Source organism: Mycobacterium sp. (genome assembly GCF_008709575.1).
GTDB lineage: Bacteria > Actinomycetota > Actinomycetes > Mycobacteriales > Mycobacteriaceae > Mycobacterium.
In genome coordinates, this window is sequence record NZ_VYIK01000132.1 from 1 (window position 1) to 1,865 (window position 1,865).

The window sequence follows — 1,865 nt, forward strand, 5'->3', positions numbered from 1 at the left end:
CCCGGCGTGCGGCGAAACCGGCGCTCCGACATGCCACGCAGCTTACGAAACGACACCGACAAACACACCGCACCACGCGAGTCACCAGCCCCGAATCCCCCGACGGCTAAAGCCGCCGGTCCCCTCCGGGCGCACTGATGGGGAAAGCCGCCGCTACACGATCAGCATCTGCGCCAGCACGTGTCGTACGTCGTTGAGTTCCTCGGCGGTGAGCGTGATCTCTGGTGCGTACCGCCGAAATCGGTCGGCGGAGACCGTGCGAACCTGTTCGGTGATCACCCAGCCCGCACCAACGCGTACGCGATGGATCCAGCCCGGACGTTCGACACTGGTCAACGGCAGCACGCTGATGAGATAATTCGAGGTCACGTCAAGGTGAAAGCGTGACGAAACCACCAACGCCGGTCGGTCTTTGCCCTGCTCGCGGCCCCGCACAGGATCGAAGTCGACAAACCACACCTGGCCGGGCTCAATCGGCGGGCGGCTGTTCACCCGTGGCCGCCCGCCCACTCGTCAGTGATCGGCGCCTCGGCACCTGCCAACTCCTCGGCCTCCGCTAGATACTCCGCCCAGCCCTGCGGGTCAGTCTCTCGATAGCGGCGCACCGCGGCGACCGCCCTCGCCCGCCAGTGTTCGTCGATCAGCCGTCGCACGGTCTCGTCGGCCGACGCGCCACCGAACTCCTCGCGGCCGATGCGCAAGATCCGCTCGCGGGTCTCATCGCTCACTCGCAGCATGCAATCGATGCTACAGCCTCGTAAACGACGTTGTAAACGCTTCTGTTTACGTCTCGGTCGACTACAGGCCATCTCGTCGAGTTTCCTACCGGCGCGGTGTCGACACGGTACCGAGCGGCTCCGGTATTCATCGCTGCCCGGCGGACTAGACGGCGGTCCAGAGCGCGGGAAGCGACGATTCAGCCGCGGAACACCTTATCCACAGTTGCGCCTTGTCCACAGGTGGGGATTTTCGTGGCCGCCGGCGACGGGTTTGTCGGGGGTGGTTTTTAGCGTCGGGGCATGGGTTGGGCACTGGGCATGCAGCAGGCGCGCGAGCGGATCAACGCCGCTCTGGATGCCATCGATGCTGCCCACGAGGTGCTGCGCGCAACCTCCTCGGATGTGGCCGGCAACGATTTTCGGGTCGAGGTGGCCGAGCGGTTGGAGACCCAGCAGCGGACTAACCGCGGGCTGATGTACCGCTACTTCGGTGAGATCGCCGATCCGCCTGACGAGCCCGCCTGCACCGCGCAGGTGCGCACCGCACTGTGGCGCCGGCTGCGCATCACCCCGGGCGAGATCACCCGCCGGCTCAAACTGGCCGCCCGGATCCGGCCGCGCCGCTCGCTGACCGGGCCGCCGGTGCCCGCGGAGCTGCCCGAGCTGGCCGCCGCGGTGGCCGCGGGCGCACTCGGCGAGGACCACATCCGCGCGGTGTGCCAGGCCCTCGACGTGCTGCCCGCCAGCGTCTGCCCTGCCGAGGTGGCCGCCGCCGAACACCGCCTGGTCACCGAGGCCGCCCAACTCGACGCCGGACTAATCACCCGGCTGGTTCAACGCATCGCCGACTACCTCAACCCCGACGGCCAATTCAGCGACACCGACCGGGCCCGCCGGCGCGGACTGTATTTGGGCGCGCAAGGACCCGACGGCATGTCGCGGCTGTCGGGACTGCTCGACCCGCAGGCCCGCGCCTACTTCGAGGCCATCGAGGCCGCGCTGCGGCCCGGCCGCCACCAACCCGACGGCAGCGACCCCGGTGCGCGCGACACGCGCACCCCGGCCCAACGCTGTCACGACGCGCTCAAGCTCGGGCTAGTTTTCCAGGCGCTGTGCGCCGCCGTGGGATAAGAAAATGGGCCCACC

General features: G+C 68.4%; 3 protein-coding genes. 1 reads left to right on the forward strand and 2 read right to left on the reverse strand.

Annotated features, from left to right (window positions below; translation table 11 throughout):
- Window positions 1–153: 153 nt before the first annotated feature.
- Entirely contained in the window at window positions 154–492 is a 339-nt protein-coding gene (locus tag F6Q13_RS17215; protein WP_293059152.1) for a type II toxin-antitoxin system PemK/MazF family toxin, read from the reverse strand.
- Window positions 489–737, reverse strand: coding sequence for a hypothetical protein (locus F6Q13_RS17220; protein WP_293059155.1), 249 nt, complete (start codon window positions 735–737; stop codon window positions 489–491). Before F6Q13_RS17220 ends, F6Q13_RS17215 begins: the two co-directional genes overlap by 4 nt.
- A 300-nt stretch (window positions 738–1,037) precedes the next feature.
- On the opposite strand from F6Q13_RS17220, the gene F6Q13_RS17225 reads away from it, so the two are divergent.
- Window positions 1,038–1,850, forward strand: a complete 813-nt coding sequence (locus F6Q13_RS17225) for a DUF222 domain-containing protein (RefSeq protein WP_293059158.1) — start codon at window positions 1,038–1,040, stop codon at window positions 1,848–1,850.
- Window positions 1,851–1,865: the final 15 nt, after the last annotated feature.